This is a genomic window from Bacillus sp. YBWC18, assembly GCF_002998775.1.
GTDB lineage: Bacteria > Bacillota > Bacilli > Bacillales > Bacillaceae > Bacillus.
This window is the reverse complement of record NZ_PVRI01000001.1, coordinates 1070967-1091775: the sequence shown is the minus strand read 5'-3', so window position 1 is coordinate 1091775 and position 20809 is coordinate 1070967. Positions and strand designations below refer to the sequence as shown.

The following is a 20809-nucleotide window of genomic DNA, read 5'->3' as shown; positions in this document are numbered from 1 at the left end:
GTGAGTTTCTTTCTGGCTTTGGAGGGAATTATGTTGAAAACAACGATTAATCAAGTGTTCAAACATGTCGATGAAGATGTAACCATCGGCGCATGGATTGCCAATAAACGTTCAAGCGGTAAAATTGCATTCTTGCAGCTGCGTGACGGGACAGGCTTTATTCAAGGAGTCGTAGTAAAAGCAGAAGTGGAAGAGGAAGTCTTTAAGCTTGCGAAATCAGTCACTCAAGAAACATCTGTCTATGTGACAGGACAAGTGACAAAAGACGAGCGTTCACCTCTTGGTTTTGAATTGCAAGTGAAATCCATTGAAGTGATTCACGAAGCAACTGACTATCCAATTACACCAAAAGAGCATGGAACAGAATTCTTAATGGATCACCGTCATTTATGGCTTCGTTCTAAAAAGCAGCATGCCATTATGAAAATTCGTAACGAAATTATTCGTGCTACATATGAATTCTTCCATCAAGAAGGTTTCGTGAAAGTAGATCCGCCAATTTTAACTGGAAGTGCACCTGAGGGCACAACGGAGCTGTTTGCGACGAAATATTTTGATGAAGATGCGTACCTTTCTCAAAGTGGACAGCTTTACATGGAAGCTGCGGCAATGGCACTCGGAAAAGTATTCTCATTTGGCCCAACATTTAGAGCTGAAAAATCTAAAACAAAACGTCATTTAATTGAGTTTTGGATGATCGAGCCTGAGATGGCTTTTGTCGAATTTAATGAAAACCTTGAGTATCAAGAACATTATGTGACTCATGTTGTTCAAAGTGTACTTGAAAACTGTAAAGTTGAACTGCATACACTTGGCCGTGATACAGCAAAATTAGAAAACATCAAAGCACCATTCCCGCGCATCACTTACGATGAAGCGATTAAATTCTTGCAGGAAAAAGGCTTTGACGATATTGAATGGGGAGATGACTTCGGTGCGCCTCACGAAACAGCGATCGCTGAAAGCTACGATAAACCAGTGTTTATCACTCATTACCCAACATCATTAAAACCATTTTACATGCAGCCTGCACCGGATCGTGATGATGTCGTCCTTTGTGCAGACTTGATTGCACCAGAAGGCTACGGAGAGATCATTGGCGGTTCTGAGCGTGTGCATGATCTAGAGCTGCTTGAAGCAAGATTGAAAGAACATGGGCTAGATCAAGAAACTTACAAATGGTACACAGAATTAAGACAATATGGCTCTGTACCGCATTCAGGTTTTGGTCTTGGACTTGAACGTACAGTTGCTTGGATTAGTGGAGCGCCGCATGTGCGTGAAACCATTCCTTTCCCAAGATTATTAAACCGTTTATATCCTTAAGACATGAAAGCCTCCAACATATGGAGGCTTTTTCAAACGTTTTTTGGAGGGGCACGTGAAATAAAACGTGATATACTTAAAGTGAAGAGGTGTATCCGATGAATAGGCAGCAATTTATAAATATGCAGCAAATGGGTTCGACCAGTTTGCCTAATTTGCTGATTGCTCATTATGAGCAGTTAGGACTGAATGAATCACAAATGATGGTGATGCTTAAGATTAAAATGAATGAAGAACAAGGTGTTTTCTTTCAAACATTTGAAGAGCTGTCCCATGGCATGACCATTTCAGCTGAAGAGTGTGCGTATATGGTTCAGCATTTAATTCAAAAGGGATTTATTTCGATTCAGCCGTTTGAGGACGGGTCTGGTATTCAGCATGACCGATACTCAGTTGAGCCTTTATGGGGCGTACTGTATGACTTTTTAGAAGCAAAACAAGCGAAGGAAGGTCAAAAACTTCATGTGCAGGCTGAAAAGTCTTTATATGCTCTATTTGAAGATGAATTTGGCAGACCGCTGTCTCCTCTTGAAGGAGAAACACTCTCGATCTGGATGGATCAAGACCATCATGATGCTGAAATGATTCGCCTAGCGTTAAGAGAAGCGGTTTTATCAGGAAAATTAAATTTCCGTTATATCGACCGAATTCTGTTTGAGTGGAAAAAGAAAGGGCTGAAAACAGCGGAAGAAGCAAAAGAGCATAGCCAGCACTTCCGTTCTCAGCAAAAAGCGCCACCTTCAAAAGAAGAGACGTCAACATATAAACGACAAGTTCCTTTTTATAATTGGCTGGAACAATAACCAATAAAGGAGAAGTCATGTTATCAAAAAAACAAATCAATGAATGTTTAGATATTATAGGAGATATGTTTCCAGAGGCTGAGTGTGAGCTTGTTCATTCCAATCCATTTGAACTTGTGATCGCTGTGGCACTCTCTGCGCAGTGTACAGACGTGCTTGTCAACAAAGTCACCAAAACGTTATTTCAAAAATATCAAACACCAGAAGACTATTTAAGTGTACCGCTTGAAGAATTGCAGCAAGATATTCGTTCGATTGGCCTTTATCGAAATAAAGCCAAAAACATTCAAAAGTTGAGCAAAATGCTGATTGAAGAATATGGCGGTGAAGTGCCAAAGGATCGGGACGAGCTTGTGAAACTTCCTGGGGTGGGCCGGAAAACAGCAAATGTCGTCGTATCTGTCGCTTTTGGAGTGCCGGCCATTGCTGTCGATACACACGTAGAACGAGTCAGCAAGCGTCTTGGGATTTGCCGGTGGAAGGATTCTGTTCTTGAAGTAGAGCAAACCTTAATGAAAAAGGTGCCAGAAGAAGATTGGTCTGTGACGCATCACCGCCTCATCTTTTTTGGCAGATATCACTGCAAGGCGCAGCGGCCGCAGTGCGAGTCTTGTCCGCTTCTTGATATGTGTAGAGAAGGGCAGAAGAGGCTGAAAAAAGGATTGGTGAAGCTGGCATGAGCGGGGCAGCTGTTTTTACCTCATATGTCGAAAAGCTAAAAGGGAAAAAGGTAGAGGTGAAAGGCGATCGAGTAGACATACTTAGAGATCATCCACTCGCATATGATCTATCATCAGATCTTTTAACAGATGAGCTTCCATGGCAGAAAACAGAAGAGTTTGTTCCTGTGATGTTCGAACTGTGGAATGAATTAAAAGAAAAAATGCTTCCTCGTTTTCAAACAAGAAAGTCCCGGTGTGAAGAAGACGATATGCTGCAAGGTATTGTCAGTATGATTGCGATGTTTTACTGGATCAAAGGGGAGAGACTTCAAACGCTTGAATGGGAACATATTAAGCAAGAGACTTTTCCTGTTGCTCCGATTAACTGGACGGAACGTTTAGAGTTCATTTTGCTAAAACCAACTCAATATCATTGCTTTATTCAACTGGACGAGCTATACACGGAACTAAAAAAGCAGTATGGAAAACATGAAGCACTTAAAAAGATCAGACAAAACCGTTAAAAAAAGCACTTGCCATATGGGCAAGTGCTTTTTCATTATTCATTTTCTTTTCGACTAGGAGAATTTGATTGCGAATTTGAGCTTTGAGAGTTTGTTTTCGCATCATCTTTCTTTTTATCTTTATTGTCAGTTTGTGAGTTCCCATTTGTACTGTCTGAGCTATCATCGGAAGAACCATTATGTCCGTTTTCCGTATTTCCGCCTTGATCCTGATCCTTATCCTTATCTTGATCTTTTTTATCATCTGGCTTTTGCTCGTCAGTGCCTGGGGGTTGATTTTTGTTATCGTCAGTCTGGTCTGTCTGCTCGTCGTCAGGCTGCTGCGGTTCTTCTTCTTCTTTGTTCTCATCATCTGCTTTTTCTTCCTCATCTTCATCATCCTTGATGGTGAGGAAGGTAGAAGCTGCTTTACTTGTGACATCCTCTACAGTGGCTGTTACTTGGAATTTATAAGTAGAGCCAGGCTTCACATCAGAGATGACCGCTTCTTTAGCAGAACTGTTTTGAATCTCTTTATAGCCGCCGTTATCAACCGCTTGTTTTACATTAAATGTAGCATCTGCGTCGTCATCATAGCCCCAAGACAGTGTGATGGATTTTTTCTCTTCATCATACACCGCTTTTAAGTCAGAAGGCTTATCGGCTTCTTTTTTCTCATATGTGTCAGACACTTTTGTCGGAACCGTTCCTTTTACAAAGTATTCTGTTGTCTTCTTATCGCTCGGTGTATTTGGTCCGGCTAATTTCGCTGGATCCGATCCTTTTTCAACCGTAGCTTCAACGACACTGTCTGGTTTTTCAAATGAGCCGCTTCCATCATCAATTTGAGAAATTAATCGCTGGAAGACGAGTTTGGCAACACGCTGTTCATAATTTGTGAGCCATATTTTGCCGTCCGCATCTTTTGAGTTACCAATTCCAGTCCAAACGGCTGCTGTATATTGCGGCGTATAACCAACAAACCACGAATCTTTCGCACCGCCAGAAGGAATATTGTGTTTATTAATATCATCTTGTTCAAAGTTCGTTGTACCTGTTTTACCAGCTACTTGAACGTTTGGTACTTGTGCAAGTGTCCCAGTTCCAGATTGGACAGCAGTTTTTAGCATATCTGTGATCATAAATGCTGTGTAGTCACTCATAGCTGCTTTGGAATCTGGCGTAAGGTCAAGCTTTGTACCGTCATTAAATTCAACAGACGTGACAGCATGTGGTTCGTTATAGTATCCGTTATTACCGAATGCACTAAATGCTCCAGCCATCTTCAGGGAGGAGACACCATCGTCAAATCCACCGATTGAGTAAGACTCTTGAATGTCAGACGGTAAGTCCATACCTAAGTTATTAGCGAATTGAACAGCATTGTCTGTGCCAGCTTCTTGGAAAGCTTTTAGGGCAGGGATGTTTCGTGATTGTGCCAAAGCACTTCTCATCGACATTTTCCCTAAATGTCTTCTGTCAAAGTTATTAATTGGTGTACCGTTTGAGTACGTATAAGGCGCATCATCAATTTGCTGATACGTTGACCATTTTTTGCTTTCAATGACTGGGCCGTAATCTAAAATTGGTTTGATTGTTGAACCTGGCTGGCGTTTTGCATCAGTCGCATAGTTAAAGCCGCCGGCTGGTACATCACGTCCACCGCCAATAGCTCGGATTTCGCCATTTTTCGTATCAAGCAGGGTGACACCCGCCTGCATACCTTTCGTAAAACCAACTGAATCCCCATTGATAATATCATCTAGGTGATCCTGTGCTTTTCGATCGAGTGAAGTATAGATTTTTAATCCATCTGTTGATACATCCACTTTGGCTTTTTTCTGTACTTCTTCCATGACTTCTTCAATATAAGCAGAGTACTTACTTGAGTTCTGGCTCTTATATTTATCAGCTGAGACGACCGTCTTGCTGACAGGGGTAGCTTTTGCATCCTCATAGTCTTTCTCTGAAATGTAGCCTTGTTTTTTCATGAGGCCTAAAACGATATTACGGCGTTTTTCCGCTGCCTCGGGATTTTTCACTGGGTTATAGGCAGAAGGACTTTGCGGCATACCTGCAAGTGTAGCAGCCTGTGCAACAGTTAGTTTATTTAAATCTGTCACGCCGAAAAATTGTTCTGCCGCTTTCCCAACACCATAAGCATAAGGCGAGAAGAAAATACGGTTTAAATACATTTCTAAAATTTCATCTTTAGAGTATTTTTGCTCAAGCTGAATCGAGAGCCATACTTCCTGTACTTTACGTTTTAACGTTTTTTGATTGTTAAGTAGAGAGTTTTTCACAACTTGCTGTGTAATCGTACTTCCACCTTCAGCTCCAAAGCCGTCCTCGACGTTTGCGACAAGGGCACCGCCGATACGGATTGGATCAATCCCGTGGTGTTTATAAAAACGTGCATCTTCAGTTGCAATAAATGCTTCTTTTACCACATCGGGTATATCTTTAATCGAGACATACGTTCTTTTTTCCGCACCTACTTCTGCAAACACTTTCTTGTCTTTGTCATAAAGCTTTGAAGAATACGGTGTTTTGAGCTTACTATCATCAATAGAAGGAGCGCTTGATGCAAAAACGGCAAAAGTTGTGATTCCGGCAACTACACAAAGAAGACCGATCACGAGTAAAGATAAAAATATTTTTTTAAATAGACCTGCTTTCTTTTTGCCTTTTTTGTTCTTTTGCTTCTTATTGTTTTCTTGACTTGCTTTACGTCGCTGTTCACGACTTGTAAATTGATCAGACATCACATCTCAACCTTTCGTGTTAAACCTTTTTCGAACGTCATTGCTACTCACTTTCATCCGAAAAATGAAGTGTCTCCACTACTTTAATATAATCAATTCTTGGCGAATATCCAAGTGTCATTAAGTGGCCAGCTTCCATTAATTCGTCTTTGCTAATGGATTTCCGGCCGTTTTGCTGCTGCCGCTCCCAGAAGAAAAAGAGATCTGAAGCGGACAAATAATAAACGGAGCCAAATGCGGATATAATAACGAAACAAATACCGCCTTGCTTTTCTACCTGTTTCATATGCTCAATTTGATGATCGTGAAAATTTTTGAGTGGAAACGAGGTGGTGCTTTTGGTTTCCTTTGCTTCAAAATCGATATAGCGCCCTTTGTACACTCCATTATAGTCTGTTGTGGATGATTGTTTAAAATAGGCTTCTTTGATAACAGCAGCGCTTCTTTTTGGATAATCCACATTCACAATTTGAACGGGGGTAGGCTTTTTATGAATGACTGCGATCCCGTTGACCAAATAGTACTGGTTGGTTTCATTTAAGTCAGCCTCAAGCGTCATCCCGCGGTTACTATAAGAGGATTCGCCGCTGAATCTTTTTTTTGTCCCAATTTGTTGAATGGGCTGATACGATTTTCCGTTTGGATACCGAATCATCAAGTTTCAGCCTCCTTTTAATGCATTTTGTATTGGAGAGATTACTATGTTGTCACAAGAAGAGCACATCATCACTCAGTATATATTGCGTGAAACGAAAGCGAAAAATAAAGACAACCTGACGAGGACAAATGCTTACAAACGCTTTTATGACCGCCATCCAGAGATGAAATGGTCGCTGCTTGCTTCCTTTGTCTCGAGAAATGCTGGATGGTCTATGACGGATCTAAAGGGCGAGCTCTTTCATCCAGGTTTAACAGATCAGCAGGGGCACCTTTTTTTCACAGCGTATGAAAGAGCGAATTGGCTGATCTTTTCGGATGCTTACCCTCAGCTTCTTTTGTATGAATGGTCTAAGCGGTGCAGCAAACCCTTGTTCCATCTGCTTCCATATTTTTCTGTTTCTCGTTTTATGAGCACTGAGTGGGAACGTTTTTGGCTAAAGCGTGACACAGAGCGCCTGCTTTATGCACTCATCATAAATGAACAATATACTATACAATCTCCTATTATACAAAATCCTCTTCTGAAAAAGAATGTTTTTCACTCGATTCAATATCTGTTCAGCGAGTGGGGACATTTCCAAACCGTTGTTTTTCCAACGGTGGACGGGCATTTGTACGGGTTAACCATACGGAAGTTTTCCCGCGTAAAGGAGCGTATTACATTAGGAAAAAAACTAGCGAAACTATTATTTCGAGCCGATTTATTTTCGGATTTTTATCATTTTTTGCATACTGTTCCGCATACCGGATCACGGTTTGATTTTGAGCCGTTTTTAGGGATCGCTAGGAGGTCAACACCTTTTCTTCGAACAGTTTATCCGGTGATGGCACATTCATTAGACGATCAAAGGGACGATTGGTTTCAAAAGAAATTGAGCCCATCCTTATTTGATGCAGAGACGTTACCAAAACAAATTGAGCTGACCGACTGGTATTTTCATAAAAAAAGACAGCTTCGTTTTCTTTTCTCATTAGAGCACTATTTTTTGCATAAATAAAAAGCAGGGGGTACCTGCTTTTTTTACGTGGATGGTCGATTAGGACCGCCAAGCTTTTTATCAAGCTGATCTGTACTGTTTTCTTTCCCTTTTGGCTTTTGCTCTTTTGGTGCTGGCTGCTTTTTCATGAAATCTACCTCCTTTGTCCTTAGAATTTACACAATCGGACGCAATCATACAAAGAAGGACAAGCATATGTCGAAAAGGAAGAAATAGCGCTCATCTACACTTAGATTGGCGATTTGCTTCTAGTTTTGTCATGTGTGAAGGAGGGTGTGAAAGAAAAGAGAATGTAACGAGAGACGATAAAGGAGGAATCTGATGATGAGCGAATTTGTATCAAAAGAATCCATTATGCAGTTATTAGAGGAAATCGAGCGGAAAATTGATGCGGTGGAAGAAGAACTGTCTCTTGCTGTGAACCAAACAAAACGTGTAGCCATAGAGGAGCAAGAACAAATGATAGACCGGCTTGAATCAGAAGTAAAGGACTGTGAAGTGAAGATTCACGCGGCTGAGTATAAACTGGCGGCAAGACCGGCATATCACGCCGGATAGCTTTTCTATTTGAGCAATAAGTAAACGTTTGATAGGATGGTTCATAGAGGTGAACATTTTGGATAATCAAACATTACTTGAACATACACAAGATCTGAGAATATGGATCGAAGAGGCGTATGAGCAGTACCAAAAGGGAAAGGCTGAAGAGGAATACCCCGTATATGATTTTCACACGGACATTCAGCCGGCCGTTGAGACATTTGATCAGAAAATGGAAGAGTGGCTCACTGCTGCGATCTCGTTTATTCATCTGGTCAAACCTAGATATTTACACCAAGAACAGCTTGAAGCCGTCAAAGAAAATGGAAAAGAGGTTGTCCTGCAATCTTATTTTGGCAAACAGCATGCACCCCGTGTGAAAAATTTAGTTGAGTCAGTGATTTACACACTGAACCTTTTAATAGAAGAAATCAACAAGCGCAGCTGAAGACATATGCTGCGTTTTTCTTATGGCTGCTTTAGGCACATCTTCTGTTCTTGATCATAATATATGAGTGACATCACTATGTGTTGAGAGCGAGAGGAGCGAGATATATGATCCCTTATTCAAACCAGCAGCCTTATGAATTCAATCCATTCAATCGAGGGCCTTTTCCGTATCCAGATATGCAGCAGCAGCCTCCGCAGCCTCCAGAATATTTCATGCCGCCACATCAAGGTGGAATGAGCCAGGCACCATCTGCTGTCAATCAGCCGCCTTATGGATACCAAGAAAATGTGCCGCCTTTTCATCCGCCTGAAGCGATCAATCAACCCCTGATGCCGCCACCAGGCATGATGCCCATGCAGCAGCCTATGAACCCTTATCCTTTGCCAAGACCGCAAAAACAGCAATCATCTCAATTTAAAAGTGTGCTGTCACAATTCAAAAAAACGAATGGACAATACGACTTTAACAAAATGTTTGATACAGCTGGGCAAATGATGAGTACGATGAATCAAGTAGGTTCATTAGCGAAAGGATTTACAAGCATTTTTAAAGCATAGTTAAAACCCAATAGATGGACCTATTGGGTAGTTTGCTTTGGTGCCGTCACACGAAGCGTTTGATCTTTCCACACGCTCTTCATGTTCGTTTCATCTATTTTTGCCGGCATTAAAATGGTTTTGGTAAAGCTCGAATACGAGGAAGTTGTATCTGTTTTGATTGTTTCCTGCACGGATAAGTGTAAATATTGGGCTTTTACTTCTAGCGCGATATCCCCTTCGACAAAATGGTCGGGAAATTGGATCTCGATATACACAAACTGCTCATCCTCTGTCACATCGGTCGTAATCGATGCAAGTGAATGTGATGTGGTCATGAGCGCCTCCGCACTATTTAATATCTCGTGAAACGGGGAGGATGCGAAAAATTGTTCAATCGCTTCATTGAGAATATCTTCATTTGCCAGCAATTCATGTTTCTTTTCGCCTTCATGTTTCATTTGAATCACCTCTCATCTACAGCCTATGCAGAAAGGGCTCAGGCGGTTATCAATTGATGAGAGGAAAAAATTATGATTAAATAGTGTTGAATGAAGCAAGGTGTATGAGCGCAGCGTTTCATACGCGGAATAGAACTAGAAGCAAAGCTTGAAGGGAGCAATTGACATTGCTGAAAAAATTATTCGGTTTCGGAAAAAACCAAGATGATGTAAAGGAAGAAATCATTTATTCTCCAGCTGATGGAGAGTTAATGGATATGACGGATGTACCAGACCCTGTTTTTTCTCAAAAGATGATGGGAGACGGCGTAGCAGTAAAACCAAACAGTGGCACGATTGTGTCACCAGTAGAGGGTGAAATCATCCAGCTCTTCCATACAAAACATGCAATTGGCATTCGAACACTCTCAGGGCTTGAGCTTCTGATTCATATCGGGCTTGAAACAGTGGGATTAAATGGTGAAGGATTTGAAGCGCACATAAAAGAAGGGGATAAAGTGAAGATCGGTGACCCTCTCATTACGTGTGATTTAGAACTGATTGAAGAGAAAGCGGCAAGTACAGTGACTCCGATTGTCATTATGAATGGTGACTTGATCGAGCATCTTGATAAAGAACCAAAGGGACCTGTAGAAAAACAGACTTCTAAGCTTTTTACCGTTAAACTAAAATAATCAGGAATCACAAAAAAAACTACCCAATCGTATAAGGGTAGTTTTTTTGATGACATTAATCTTCCATCGGAACCCAGCCTTGACTCGCTTCCATGACAGACCACAATCCTTCTGGAATCAAATACTTATCTTTTTGGCTGCGTTTAATGACAGTTTCAATCTCGCTTTCTCTGCCTTCTTTAATCTTCTTTGCCCAATCTGGGTCGACGATCAGCTCTCGTGCGACAGCGATAAGTGGAATTTCTTGATTATAAGCACCTAGTGCATCTTCGGCTGTAATGACGCTGCCCACACCGATGAGTGGAAGGGTATCGCCGCAGCGTTCTTTTAGCAGCTCCATACGTGTCTTATGAGTATCTGCACCACGTCTTGCTTTAGAGTCAATCTCCATTAAAGAGATATGCAAATAATCGAGGTTTTTTGTTTTGAGAACATCCACTAAGGTAAACGTCTCTGTCATTGTTAAACCAGGTGTTTCTGGTTCTTCTGGGGATAATCGATATCCAAAGATAAACGGTTTTGTTGCATGCTTTTCGATTGCCTCTTTGACTGCATCCACAATAGCGATAGGGAAGGCTAGACGCTTTTCTTCATTTCCTCCCCACTGATCTGTCCGCTGATTGCTATGCGGAGAGTAAAATTGCTGTAATAGATAACCATTTGCACCGTGGATTTCCACGCCGTCAAACCCTGCTTGAACCGCTCGTCTTGCCGCTTCTTTAAAAGAGTCAATGATATGGACAATTTCCTCTTCTTTTAAAGCGCGTGCAATCTGCTTTCCATCTTTAAACACATCACTTGGCGCAACCACATCACCGTTTGGAACTAAGTGAGGGAGAGCCTGAGAGCCGCCGTGATGAATTTGAATGATGGCTTTTGTTCCCTTTGCCTGAATCGCAGAAGCAAGTTTTTTCAGGCCAGGTATATCTTCATCTCTTGCAATAGAAGGCTGTCCTTCAAATGCCTTACCATCTGGAGTCACGTTTGCACATGCTGTGATCACCATGCCCATATCACTAGATCTAGCTGTAATGAAATCAATTTCCTCTTTAGAAATGGTGCCATCCTCGTGAGAACCGAAGTGTGTCATTGGCGCAACGACTAACCGGCCATCAATAGACGCACCTCCTGGAAACGTAAATGGTTCAAATAAAGGCTTAAATTCGTTTTTCACTCTCATCATCTTCTTCCTTGATAAAATCATTTCACTATAGAAGTGTAATAGATACTGTTACAACACTTCAAAGTATTTGCTCATAGGCTGCGCATCAAAAAATTGCCGCCTAGTCATGCAAACAAATATTCGGTACACTATGTAAGAGAGGTGATGCGGTATGAAAAAGAAAACAATGAACGAACTCATAGAAGAATTAAAGAAAGACGAACAGGTAGAACATTGGCATGAAATTGATGCGAAGCCTGCACAGACCTCTCCGGTTCCTGAAAGAGTGAACGACAGGCTGAAAAAGGCGCTTGAGAAACGAGGCGTGAGCGAACTCTACATTCATCAAAAGGAAGCCTTTGAACGTGTGATGGATGGAGATCATGTGGTAACTGTCACACCAACAGCTTCAGGTAAAACGCTTTGCTACAATTTGCCTGTCCTTCAGTCGATCGCAGAAGATCAGACAAGCCGCTCCCTTTATTTATTCCCAACAAAAGCGCTCGCACAAGATCAAAAAAGTGAACTTAACGAGATCATCCATGAGATGGATGTTCCGATTCATAGTGAAACATATGACGGGGACACCTCTCCGGCCATTCGGCAGCGAGTCAGACAAGCAGGACATATTGTCATCACAAACCCGGATATGCTGCATTCAGCCATTTTGCCTCATCATACGAAATGGGTCAGCTTGTTTGAGAATTTGAAGTATATTGTCATTGATGAGCTTCATACATATCGAGGTGTATTTGGCAGTCATGTGGCCAATGTGATTCGCAGGTTAAAACGAATTTGTGCATTTTATGGAAGTGAACCGGTTTTTATTTGTACTTCTGCAACGATTGCAAATCCAAAAGAGCTAGCGCAGCAGCTAACGGGGAGCAAGGTGCATCTGATTGAACGAAACGGGGCACCTAGCGGTAAAAAGAATTTTGTGTTTTACAACCCGCCAGTTGTGAATAAACCATTAAATATTAGACAAAGTGCCGCCACTGTTGTCAATCAATTGGCAAAAACTTTTTTGAAAGAAAAAATCCAAACGATTGTTTTTGCTAGAAGCAGAGTAAGAGTTGAAGTGATTTTAAGCCATATTCAAGAGCTAGTGAAAAAAGAGATCGGCCCAAAATCGATTCGTGGATATCGCGGAGGCTATTTACCAAAAGAGCGGCGCGTGATTGAAAAAGGATTGAGAGAAGGAGACATTCTAGGTGTGGTCAGCACAAACGCACTAGAATTAGGGGTGGATATAGGTCAGCTAAAGGTCTGTATCATGACCGGGTATCCTGGCAGTGTAGCGAGTACATGGCAGCAGGCAGGACGAGCTGGAAGGCGTCACGAGGAAGCACTCATTATTATGGTGGCAAGCTCCTCACCTCTTGACCAATATATCGTCAGACACCCTGAATATTTCTTTAACAGGCCGCCTGAAGCTGCCAGAATCAACCCTGAAAACCTCATTATCTTAGTGGATCATTTAAAATGTGCATCCTACGAGCTTCCGTTTCGGGAGGATGAACAGTTTGGCGGCATGGACGTAGAAGAGATTTTGCAGTACTTACATGAGGAAGGCGTTCTTCATTTTAGCGGGAACCGGTATTATTGGTCAGATCAATCGTTCCCAGCACATGGCATCAGCCTCCGGTCTGCAAGCCAGGAAAATGTGGTGATTGTGGATCAATCAGATGTAGCGAATGTTCGGATTATTGGAGAGATGGATCGGTTCAGTGCGATGACGCTGCTTCATGATGAAGCCATTTATTTACACGAAGGGGTTCAGTATCAAGTGGAAAAGCTAGATTACGAGCATCTCAAGGCTTATGTGAAACAAGTAGATGTAGAATACTATACAGACGCGAATTTAGCTGTTCAACTTAAGGTGCTTGAAATCGATCAGACGACAGAGAAGGAAGCCGTATCTGTTCACTACGGTGATGTGACTGTCAACGCAATGCCGACGATTTTTAAAAAAATCCGGCTAAGTACCGGTGAAAATATCGGCTCTGGACCGATTCACTTGCCGGAAGAAGAAATTCATACGAGTGCTGCTTGGTTTGAATTACATGAAGCAGAGCGGAGATTTGAAGAGAAAACACTTGAACAGCTGCTGCTTGGCATCGCAAATGTTCTTCAGCACATTGTACCTGCTTTTGTGATGTGTGACCGTTCTGATATTCATGTTGTTTCACAAATTAAAGCGGCACATACCGGAAAACCGACGGTCTTTTTATATGACCACTACCCTGGCGGAATCGGCTTAAGCAAGGAAGTACAAGCTCGTTTCGATGAAATAGCAGGCGCAGCCATTCAGCTGATTGAGCGGTGCCGCTGTGAAAATGGCTGTCCATCCTGCATTGGCATGGAAATGAAAGAGGTGAGCGGAAAAAGCAGCATCGTTGAATTGATGTCCGTATTTTAAGGGAAAGGAGGGGGACACCTGCTCATGTCTTTAAAAGGGAAATTAAACAGAATGAAGAAGCACCTATCGCACAATCAGACACATGAAAACCGGCAGAAAACTTTAGAAGGACAACCACAGCCTGTGACTTCAGAAAATATCCCATTTTTAAAAGAATGGGAAACATTAGGTGTATCTCCTTATCACTTTGAGGATTCCTTTTGTCTGATTCGGGAAGTCACCTATTCATTAGAAGATCAGCATGGGCGCTATTCGTTTGCGGAACTGCCGAAGATCATCGAGGCATGGAACGAAAGCGGCATCAAGCATTCGCTATCGGCTAAAGGGTACGAGCCGCACGAGCTGTTTTTCTTTGATACAGAAACAACAGGATTATCTGGCGGTACGGGAAATATGATTTTCTTGCTTGGACATGCACGTGTCTTTTCCGACAAAGTGGTGGTGAAACAGCACCTGCTCACCAATCCAGGAAATGAAGCGGCTCTGTACAAAAGCTTTCTCGATGAAGTGAACGTAGAATCATTGGTTACATATAATGGTAAATCGTTCGACTGGCCGCAAGTGAAAACGAGACATACGCTCTTACGAGATCAAATCCCTGCACTTCCTGAATTCGGACATTTTGATCTTCTGCACGGATCTAGACGATTGTGGAAGCATAAATATGAACGAATGGCGCTATCCGTTGTGGAAAAAGAAGAGCTGCACGTGCATCGTGAAAACGACACGCCGGGGTTTTTGGCACCGATGATTTATTTTCATTTTTTAAAGGAACAAAATCCGAAGCTGATTGAAGGGATCTTGACTCATAATGAACTAGACGTCTTATCGTTAATCAGCCTCTACATTCATCTATCCAAAAAAATACTATCTGAGGATGCGGTAAAGGAACACAATGAGAAGTATGCGCTCGCCAGGTGGCATCTTGCTCATCGTGATGTACAGGAAGCAACGAAGCATTTGCAAAAATTAACGGATGCTGATTTTGAGCATGCGAATCAGGCGTCTTATGATCTTTCCTTACAATATAAACGACAAAACGAGTGGGATGAAGCGGTTCAAATATGGGAAAAATTATTTAAATCAAGTGATGTCCATTTAGCATTAAAAGCGGGTATAGAGCTTGCGAAGTGTAAAGAGCATCGTCAAAAAAATGCAAGGTCAGCTCTATCCATCACTGAATCGTTATTATCTTTCTCATCGTTAAGTCAGCGAGACACGGAAGAACTTGAGAAGCGAAAAAAACGGCTCTTGAGAAAAGCTGGGCAATGAACATTATTGCCCGGGAAAGCGCAAAACATGACAACGTTCGGCTCTCGGCCGAAAATAAAAATTGTTTAGCACTTTTATTGTAGAAAAGTCACGAATCCTGTAAAATAACGTTAGATATTGAATGAGGAGCGTAGAGCATGTATAAGGGTCTTTTCTACTTGTTTTTTCTTGTTGTCATTTTAGTCGCTTTTGTGTTTTCAAACTATAAGGATGTTTTTCTTGCAAACTTTTAAAATAGGTTAATGCATTAGTACATGTACACCTCTTAATTCATACATTGTTAATGTAAGAAAATTAAGGAGAGGGGAATGCTACATGTACCATCATCATCATCATTGCCAGCCGAATGTTACACAGCCAATTGTTCATCCGACGAATCATTGCTGTACACACAGCGATTCAACAACAATTGTGCCGCATATCCATCCGCAGCATGTGACAAATGTTCACCATCAAAATTTCAAACATGTTCACTATTTCCCGCATACGTTTTCTCAGGTGGACCCGGCAACACATCAACACTTTAACTGCGGTGGACCTTGCTGTAACAGATAAAGTGAAATGGGACTTTTAGAAGTCCCTTTTTTTAAAAGCAGGTGAAAAAATGAAAATTATTGCTGTCACAGGGTACAAGCCATTTGAGCTTGGGATATTCAAACAAGACGAGCCTGCACTTCAATACATAAAAGCAGAGCTTCAAAAAAGGCTGACAGCCCTGATTGAAGAAGGCCTGGAATGGGTTCTCATATCAGGCCAGCTTGGGGCAGAAATCTGGACTGCCGAAGTGGTATTTGAGCTTCAAGAGGAGTATCCAGCGTTAAAACTGGCCGTCATTACACCATTTTATGAACAGGAAGAGCGCTGGAATGAACAAAACAAAGAGTTGTATGAAGGGATTCTTGCACAGGCCGATTTTGTAGAAAGTGTCACGCATAGACCGTATGAAAGTCCGGCACAATTTAAACAAAAGAACCGTTTTTTTATTGAAAAAACAGATGGCCTTCTCGTCCTTTATGATCCTGAGCATGATGGCTCGCCAAAGTACATGATCAAAGAAGCGGAAACCTATACCGATTACCCCATTATGTACATCACAATGGATGATTTGAGAGCGCAAGTTGAGGCAGAAGATCCGTTTTTTGACTAAAAGCAAGAGAAAATTTGACAACGTCACGTATTTCTGAAAAAATATACTATGAATTCACGATATGAGGTGAAAAAGATGCTTGCTGATAAAGTAAAGCTTTCTGCGAAAGAAATTTTAGAAAAAGAATTTAAAACAGGTGTCAGAGGATACAAACAAGAAGAAGTCGATAAATTTTTAGATATGGTCATTAAAGACTATGAGACATTCAACCAAGAAATCGAAAAGCTTCAACAAGAAAACCTCCATTTGTCTAAACAGCTTGAAGAAGCCGTTGAGCAAGGAAAAAGACAGCCTGCACAGTCTAATACAACAAACTTTGATATTTTAAAAAGACTATCTAACCTTGAGAAACACGTTTTCGGCAGCAAACTTTATGATTGAGCCTTGCTGAAAAAAGCTTGTGCCTGATGTCATTGTCGTTTATAATAACGATTATTGATTAACGTTCGGGTAATCGCTGCAATGCTTTTAGACATTGCAGAGGAAAGTCCATGCTCGCACGGTGCTGAGATGCCCGTAGTGTTCGTGCCTGGCGAAAAAATAAGCCAGGGCAGCCTGGGAAAGGCTGACGGCAGGAAAAATGCCTACGTCCTTTTAGGATATGGCAAAGTATCCTTGAAAGTGCCACAGTGACGAAGTCTCACTAGAAATGGTGAGAGTGGAACGCGGTAAACCCCTCGAGCGAGAAACCCAAACTTGGTAGGGGAACTTTCTCAAAGGAACCAAACGGAGAGAAGGACAGAGTATTCTGTAGATAGATGATTACCACCTGAGTACGAGGCATTTGCCGTTTGCAGTACGATGGAACAAAACATGGCTTACAGAACGTTATATCCGTTATTATAAACATGATGAAAAACAAAGCTCTCCTATTTCAACATATGGAGAGCTTTTATCTTGAATACATAAAAGGACGAGAAAACAGGTGATAAAACAATGAAAACCTATACACTCATCGCAACAGCTCCAATGGGAATTGAAGCGATTGTTGCAAAAGAAGTAAGAGACCTTGGCTATGACTGCACAGTAGACAATGGAAAAGTGATTTTCGAGGGGGATGCTCTTGCGATTTGCCGTGCGAACCTTTGGCTGCGTACAGCAGACCGGATTAAGGTACAAGTAGCTGAATTTTCGGCAAAAACATTCGATGAGCTGTTTGAACGGACGAAGGCGATTGACTGGTCCTCTTTTTTACCGAAAAACAGCACGTTCCCTGTCATCGGTAAATCTGTGAAATCACAGCTTGCCAGTGTGCCGGATTGTCAGCGTATCGTCAAAAAGGCGATCGCGCAAAAGCTCATATCCTCTTACAACATACAGTCTGAATGGCTTGAAGAAACAGGACCTGAGTATAAAATTGAGGTTGCCCTTTTAAAAGATAAAGCTGTGCTCACGCTTGATACATCTGGTGTGGGTCTTCATAAACGAGGGTACCGTACGGATCAAGGCGGAGCACCTATTAAAGAAACCCTTGCGGCTGCACTCGTGCTATTAACAAACTGGACACCTGACCGTCCGTTTGTTGACCCTTTCTGCGGGTCAGGAACAATCGCTATTGAAGCGGCCATGATAGGACAAAACATTGCCCCAGGATTTAACCGGGAATTTGCGTCCGAGTCATGGGAATGGATTGGTGAAGACGTTTGGAACAAAGCGCGTCACGAAGTGGAAGAAAAAGCAAACTATGATCAGCCGCTCCACATTATTGCAAGTGATATCGACCATCGGATGGTAGACATTGCACAAATGAATGCTGAAGAAGCTGGTCTAAGTGAATTGATTCAATTTAAACAAATGCAAGTGAAAGACTTTCAAACGAAAGAAGAGTATGGTGTGATTGTCGGAAATCCGCCTTACGGAGAACGACTCAGTGATAAACCAGCTGTTGAAAAAATGTATCAAGGAATGGGCGAAGCATTTAAGAGCCTAGATACTTGGTCCATTTACATCTTAACGTCACACGAAAAGTTCGAAGAGTGCTTCGGCAGAAAAGCAACGAAAAAGAGAAAACTGTTTAATGGTTTTATTAAAACAGACTATTACCAATATTGGGGAAAACGCCCGCCTAGAAAACAGACAACTGAATCATAAAAAAATGGTCACACCTACAGAAGGTGTGGCTTTTTTTATCGCAGAAAGGTATAAACCTTCACGGGGCGGAATAAACTGAACTTGATTTTAAAAAAAGAGGTGTCTCCATGATACAATATGATCAATTTCAGTTAATCCAAAAAGCACTCGCTTCGACTGCTCAAAAAATTGAAGGGCAAGAAGGTGGACAATCTGCTCAGCTGACAGCAGCCATCGAAGATTTAGCGCTTGCTCAGGCTTACATAGAGCGTTCAGAGCATGCATTTTTAATGAAAGAAACCTATCAACATCGTTTGCGATCGTAAAAAAGATTGTCATTCCCCAGCATAAATGTTACTATTGAATGTCTGAATGATTCAAAAGTTGGGGGTTGAAGCAGGTGACAGCATCTCGTTTGCCTTTTTCATTATCAAAAGAACATAATTTTTACGAAGAACTGGGCAACTGGATTGGTGATGTGTTCTATGACATTTTGCCAGAAAAGGGCTTTGATCTTCGAGATGAACAAATATTTATGGCTTTTCAACTAGAAAGAGCCTTTAAAGAAAAAAGTGTGATGTTTGCCGAAGCTGGGGTAGGCACAGGCAAAACCATTGTCTATCTATTATTTGCGGTCACATATGCAAGGTATACAGGGAAACCTGCGATTATTGCATGTGCAGACGAAACGTTAATTGAACAGCTGGTGAAACAAGAGGGTGATATCTATAAAATTGCCAATCACCTTGATATTCAAATAGATGCGAGATTAAGTAAATCGCATGACCAATATTTATGCTTAAAGAAACTAGAGAAAACCATGCAGCGTGAAGATGATGAGAAGTGGCTCGATATTTATGAATCGCTTCCTTCATTTGTTCATGAATCACATGGTATGCAAAACTTTTATCCGTATGGTGATCGAAAAGAGTATCCAGAACTATCAAATGATGAATGGTCACGCATTGGCTATGACTCGTTTCAAGACTGCTTGACGTGCGATATGCGTCATCGCTGCGGTCTGAATTTATCAAGAGATCATTACCGGAAAGCAACCGATCTCATCATCTGTTCTCATGATTTTTACATGGAGCATGTGTGGACGAAGGAATCCCGCAAACGCGAGGGCCAGCTTCCGCTGCTTCCAGAACATAGCTCCGTCGTATTTGATGAAGGGCACCTTCTTGAATTTGCCGCACAAAAAGCACTGACGTACCGAGTGAAGCAATCAATGCTCGAAACATTTTTAGAGCGCCTGTTGCAAAACGATATACGTGAAGAGTTTGCCGAGCTCGTTGAAGATGCACTTGCCACAAACGATGAGTTCTTCTATCTCTTAAAAACACATGCCAAAGAAATCAAGGGCTCGCATCGACTTGAAATTGGACGTGTGGATGAAGTGAAGCGGTCTGCAAGTGAATTGTGTGATTTGCTTGAAAAAATCGGAGAAGCACTCGTGTTTGAATCAGAGATGTATACAATCGATCAATACGAATTGTCTGTTGTGGAAGAGTACATTGAACAAATGGCGTATTCTCTGTCGCTATATCAAAAAAATGCGATTAGCTGGCTTGAAAAGCAGGAGTTAGATACGACATTTGTTGTGATGCCAAAGACAGTCGCAGAGGTGCTTGGTGAAAAAGTATTCTCGCAAAAAAGACCATACATTTTCTCTTCTGCTACATTGTCTGAAAATCAATCCTTTGATTATTTAGCTGAAAGTCTTGGGATCAAAGATTATTTATCAATGAGTGTCGCTTCTCCGTATGATTACGATGAGCAAATGAAGATTTATTTCCACGGGATTCAGCAGCTTCAAGAGCAAGAGGCAAAAGGACAGCAAGTGATCACTCAGCTGAAAGAAAACGGAGGACGATCTCTGATTTTGTTCCCTTCATTTGATGAACTTCATTTCTTTAGAAAGCAGCTTGAGGCATCGGATGAATCACTGCCTTTCCACGTGTATTTTGAGGGAGACGAGGAAATCAGCACGATTGTTCAAAAGTTCCAAGCAGATGAGACATCCGTGTTATGCTCTGTTCACCTTTGGGAAGGGCTGGATATTCCAGGACAATCACTAACAAATGTGATCATCTGGGGACTTCCTTACCCGCCTCATGATCCGGTATTTGAGGCAAAACGGAATGAAGCAAAGGATGCTCGTGCTGAAGTTGACCTTCCGTATATGCTGCTGCGCTTGCGACAAGGTATTGGAAGGCTGATTCGGACAAGCCAAGATGCAGGAACCATTCATATTTATTTTGACCGTAAGGAAGATACAGAGCTTCAAAGTAAAATTGAATCCGTTCTGCCAGTCAAGCCAATCATCTAAATAACGCCCGAACGAGGAAAAGAGGAGG

22 protein-coding genes and 1 other RNA gene are annotated in these 20809 nt (G+C 41.8%); 18 read left to right on the top strand and 5 right to left on the bottom strand.

Annotated elements, in window-relative coordinates; genetic code table 11:
- Positions 1-33: 33 nt before the first annotated feature.
- From asnS to C6348_RS05650, 4 genes are all read left to right on the top strand, one after another.
- Positions 34-1326: an asparagine--tRNA ligase gene (gene asnS, locus C6348_RS05665; protein WP_095285348.1), complete on the top strand. Its 1293-nt coding sequence runs from the start codon at positions 34-36 to the stop codon at positions 1324-1326.
- Positions 1327-1424: 98 nt separating this feature from the next.
- Positions 1425-2129: a DnaD domain-containing protein gene (locus C6348_RS05660; protein ID WP_034661036.1), complete on the top strand. Its 705-nt coding sequence runs from the start codon at positions 1425-1427 to the stop codon at positions 2127-2129.
- A 17-nt stretch (positions 2130-2146) separates the two neighbouring features.
- Positions 2147-2809, top strand: a complete 663-nt coding sequence (nth, locus tag C6348_RS05655; protein WP_034661035.1) for an endonuclease III — start codon at positions 2147-2149, stop codon at positions 2807-2809.
- Positions 2806-3315, top strand: coding sequence for a YpoC family protein (locus C6348_RS05650; RefSeq protein WP_106042247.1), 510 nt, complete (start codon positions 2806-2808; stop codon positions 3313-3315). The genes nth and C6348_RS05650 overlap by 4 nt, the downstream gene beginning before the upstream one ends.
- A 35-nt stretch (positions 3316-3350) precedes the next feature.
- Here the strand turns inward: C6348_RS05650 and C6348_RS05645 are convergent, their stop codons facing one another.
- Both C6348_RS05645 and recU read right to left on the bottom strand, forming a co-directional pair.
- Positions 3351-6059, bottom strand: a complete 2709-nt coding sequence (locus C6348_RS05645) for a PBP1A family penicillin-binding protein (RefSeq protein WP_106042245.1) — start codon at positions 6057-6059, stop codon at positions 3351-3353.
- Between the two features lie 43 nt (positions 6060-6102).
- On the bottom strand, positions 6103-6714 hold the full coding sequence (gene recU / locus C6348_RS05640; protein WP_034661029.1) for a Holliday junction resolvase RecU: 612 nt from the start codon (positions 6712-6714) through the stop codon (positions 6103-6105).
- A gap of 46 nt (positions 6715-6760) precedes the next feature.
- Between recU and C6348_RS05635 the strand changes: the two genes are divergently transcribed.
- The gene (locus tag C6348_RS05635; RefSeq protein WP_106042243.1) at positions 6761-7717 is read left to right on the top strand and encodes a DUF2515 domain-containing protein; all 957 of its coding nucleotides are present in this window, start codon (positions 6761-6763) and stop codon (positions 7715-7717) included.
- A gap of 23 nt (positions 7718-7740) precedes the next feature.
- Here the strand turns inward: C6348_RS05635 and sspM are convergent, their stop codons facing one another.
- Positions 7741-7845, bottom strand: coding sequence for an acid-soluble spore protein SspM (gene sspM / locus C6348_RS05630; RefSeq protein ID WP_012010346.1), 105 nt, complete (start codon positions 7843-7845; stop codon positions 7741-7743).
- A 196-nt stretch (positions 7846-8041) separates the two neighbouring features.
- Here sspM and C6348_RS05625 point away from each other — a divergent pair, with 196 nt between their 5' ends.
- The 3 genes from C6348_RS05625 (at position 8042) to C6348_RS05615 (ending at position 9265) form a co-directional block, all read left to right on the top strand.
- A complete protein-coding gene (locus tag C6348_RS05625) occupies positions 8042-8275 on the top strand; it encodes a DUF5446 family protein (RefSeq protein ID WP_223251517.1) in 234 nt (77 codons plus the stop codon).
- A gap of 58 nt (positions 8276-8333) precedes the next feature.
- On the top strand, positions 8334-8705 hold the full coding sequence (locus tag C6348_RS05620) for a YppE family protein (protein ID WP_034661025.1): 372 nt from the start codon (positions 8334-8336) through the stop codon (positions 8703-8705).
- Between the two features lie 107 nt (positions 8706-8812).
- Complete coding sequence (locus C6348_RS05615; RefSeq protein ID WP_106042239.1) at positions 8813-9265, top strand: YppG family protein; 453 nt, start codon at positions 8813-8815, stop codon at positions 9263-9265.
- Positions 9266-9285: 20 nt separating this feature from the next.
- Here C6348_RS05615 and C6348_RS05610 read toward each other — a convergent pair whose 3' ends face one another.
- Entirely contained in the window at positions 9286-9705 is a 420-nt protein-coding gene (locus C6348_RS05610; protein ID WP_106042237.1) for an Hsp20/alpha crystallin family protein, read from the bottom strand.
- Between the two features lie 167 nt (positions 9706-9872).
- Here C6348_RS05610 and C6348_RS05605 point away from each other — a divergent pair, with 167 nt between their 5' ends.
- On the top strand, positions 9873-10379 hold the full coding sequence (locus C6348_RS05605; protein ID WP_106042235.1) for a PTS sugar transporter subunit IIA: 507 nt from the start codon (positions 9873-9875) through the stop codon (positions 10377-10379).
- Positions 10380-10434: 55 nt separating this feature from the next.
- On the opposite strand, the gene C6348_RS05600 is transcribed toward C6348_RS05605, so the two are convergent.
- On the bottom strand, positions 10435-11553 hold the full coding sequence (locus C6348_RS05600; RefSeq protein WP_223251533.1) for an NADH-dependent flavin oxidoreductase: 1119 nt from the start codon (positions 11551-11553) through the stop codon (positions 10435-10437).
- 160 nt (positions 11554-11713) lie between these two features.
- Here C6348_RS05600 and C6348_RS05595 point away from each other — a divergent pair, with 160 nt between their 5' ends.
- From C6348_RS05595 to C6348_RS05555, 9 genes are all read left to right on the top strand, one after another.
- Complete coding sequence (locus tag C6348_RS05595; protein WP_106042231.1) at positions 11714-13960, top strand: DEAD/DEAH box helicase; 2247 nt, start codon at positions 11714-11716, stop codon at positions 13958-13960.
- Between the two features lie 24 nt (positions 13961-13984).
- A complete protein-coding gene (locus C6348_RS05590; RefSeq protein ID WP_034661016.1) occupies positions 13985-15232 on the top strand; it encodes a ribonuclease H-like domain-containing protein in 1248 nt (415 codons plus the stop codon).
- A 315-nt stretch (positions 15233-15547) separates the two neighbouring features.
- Complete coding sequence (cotD, locus tag C6348_RS05585) at positions 15548-15787, top strand: spore coat protein CotD (protein WP_034661015.1); 240 nt, start codon at positions 15548-15550, stop codon at positions 15785-15787.
- 49 nt (positions 15788-15836) lie between these two features.
- Positions 15837-16379 (top strand): SLOG family protein, encoded by a 543-nt coding sequence (locus tag C6348_RS05580; RefSeq protein ID WP_170938393.1) that lies wholly within the window; start codon positions 15837-15839, stop codon positions 16377-16379.
- A 75-nt stretch (positions 16380-16454) separates the two neighbouring features.
- A complete protein-coding gene (gpsB, locus tag C6348_RS05575; RefSeq protein WP_012010336.1) occupies positions 16455-16760 on the top strand; it encodes a cell division regulator GpsB in 306 nt (101 codons plus the stop codon).
- Between the two features lie 61 nt (positions 16761-16821).
- Positions 16822-17205: RNase P RNA component class B (gene rnpB / locus C6348_RS05570), an RNA gene on the top strand.
- 110 nt (positions 17206-17315) lie between these two features.
- A complete protein-coding gene (locus C6348_RS05565) occupies positions 17316-18470 on the top strand; it encodes a THUMP domain-containing class I SAM-dependent RNA methyltransferase (protein WP_106042230.1) in 1155 nt (384 codons plus the stop codon).
- A 107-nt stretch (positions 18471-18577) separates the two neighbouring features.
- A complete protein-coding gene (locus C6348_RS05560; protein ID WP_034661010.1) occupies positions 18578-18775 on the top strand; it encodes a hypothetical protein in 198 nt (65 codons plus the stop codon).
- Positions 18776-18849: 74 nt separating this feature from the next.
- A complete protein-coding gene (locus C6348_RS05555; RefSeq protein ID WP_034661009.1) occupies positions 18850-20781 on the top strand; it encodes an ATP-dependent DNA helicase in 1932 nt (643 codons plus the stop codon).
- Positions 20782-20809 lie beyond the last annotated feature (28 nt).

Excerpts from the sequence above, each read along its gene's own strand:
- C6348_RS05660 (WP_034661036.1), top strand. The coding sequence starts at position 1,425 with ATGAATAGGCAGCAATTTATAAATATGCAGCAAATGGGTTCGACCAGT.
- nth (WP_034661035.1), top strand. The coding sequence starts at position 2,147 with ATGTTATCAAAAAAACAAATCAATGAATGTTTAGATATTATAGGAGAT.
- C6348_RS05650 (WP_106042247.1), top strand. The coding sequence starts at position 2,806 with ATGAGCGGGGCAGCTGTTTTTACCTCATATGTCGAAAAGCTAAAAGGG.
- C6348_RS05645 (WP_106042245.1), bottom strand. The coding sequence starts at position 6,059 with ATGTCTGATCAATTTACAAGTCGTGAACAGCGACGTAAAGCAAGTCAA.
- recU (WP_034661029.1), bottom strand. The coding sequence starts at position 6,714 with ATGATTCGGTATCCAAACGGAAAATCGTATCAGCCCATTCAACAAATT.
- C6348_RS05635 (WP_106042243.1), top strand. The coding sequence starts at position 6,761 with ATGTTGTCACAAGAAGAGCACATCATCACTCAGTATATATTGCGTGAA.
- sspM (WP_012010346.1), bottom strand. The coding sequence starts at position 7,845 with ATGAAAAAGCAGCCAGCACCAAAAGAGCAAAAGCCAAAAGGGAAAGAA.
- C6348_RS05625 (WP_223251517.1), top strand. The coding sequence starts at position 8,042 with ATGAGCGAATTTGTATCAAAAGAATCCATTATGCAGTTATTAGAGGAA.
- C6348_RS05615 (WP_106042239.1), top strand. The coding sequence starts at position 8,813 with ATGATCCCTTATTCAAACCAGCAGCCTTATGAATTCAATCCATTCAAT.
- C6348_RS05610 (WP_106042237.1), bottom strand. The coding sequence starts at position 9,705 with ATGAAACATGAAGGCGAAAAGAAACATGAATTGCTGGCAAATGAAGAT.
- C6348_RS05595 (WP_106042231.1), top strand. The coding sequence starts at position 11,714 with ATGAAAAAGAAAACAATGAACGAACTCATAGAAGAATTAAAGAAAGAC.
- C6348_RS05590 (WP_034661016.1), top strand. The coding sequence starts at position 13,985 with ATGTCTTTAAAAGGGAAATTAAACAGAATGAAGAAGCACCTATCGCAC.
- cotD (WP_034661015.1), top strand. The coding sequence starts at position 15,548 with ATGTACCATCATCATCATCATTGCCAGCCGAATGTTACACAGCCAATT.
- C6348_RS05580 (WP_170938393.1), top strand. The coding sequence starts at position 15,837 with ATGAAAATTATTGCTGTCACAGGGTACAAGCCATTTGAGCTTGGGATA.
- gpsB (WP_012010336.1), top strand. The coding sequence starts at position 16,455 with ATGCTTGCTGATAAAGTAAAGCTTTCTGCGAAAGAAATTTTAGAAAAA.
- C6348_RS05565 (WP_106042230.1), top strand. The coding sequence starts at position 17,316 with ATGAAAACCTATACACTCATCGCAACAGCTCCAATGGGAATTGAAGCG.
- C6348_RS05560 (WP_034661010.1), top strand. The coding sequence starts at position 18,578 with ATGATACAATATGATCAATTTCAGTTAATCCAAAAAGCACTCGCTTCG.